Raw genomic sequence first — 296 nt, 5'->3', positions numbered from 1 at the left:
ACATTAAATAAATACTAGTGGATTTTTATTGACTTTTAGTTCTGTTACTTTTGGTTCTTTCCATATGACCATCATATTCTCATATTGTCTTTTGGTAATCTTTAATATTCTACCTTCACCACCACATAATCGTACACTTAACTTTTTTACTCTACCTAGATATTTAGAACTTTCGGCTTCATTTCTACAAAATCTTGAATAACAATAATATTGCATCATAATAAATCCTTCAGATAATAAATTTTTTCTAAAATCTTGAGCTTGCTTTCTTTCAAACTTTGTTAAAACTGGCAAAT

1 protein-coding gene is annotated in these 296 nt (G+C 27.0%); it reads right to left on the bottom strand.

The window, feature by feature from the left end:
- Positions 1–3: 3 nt before the first annotated feature.
- Positions 4–296: CRISPR-associated endonuclease Cas2 (cas2, locus tag AYC60_RS03460; protein WP_067321351.1), on the bottom strand; the 293-nt coding region annotated here is incomplete at its 5' end.

The sequence above is a fragment of the Streptobacillus felis genome (assembly GCF_001559775.1).
GTDB classification, from domain to species: domain Bacteria; phylum Fusobacteriota; class Fusobacteriia; order Fusobacteriales; family Leptotrichiaceae; genus Streptobacillus; species Streptobacillus felis.
Note: the sequence above shows the minus strand (reverse complement) of the source record. Positions and strands in the feature narration are given on the sequence as shown.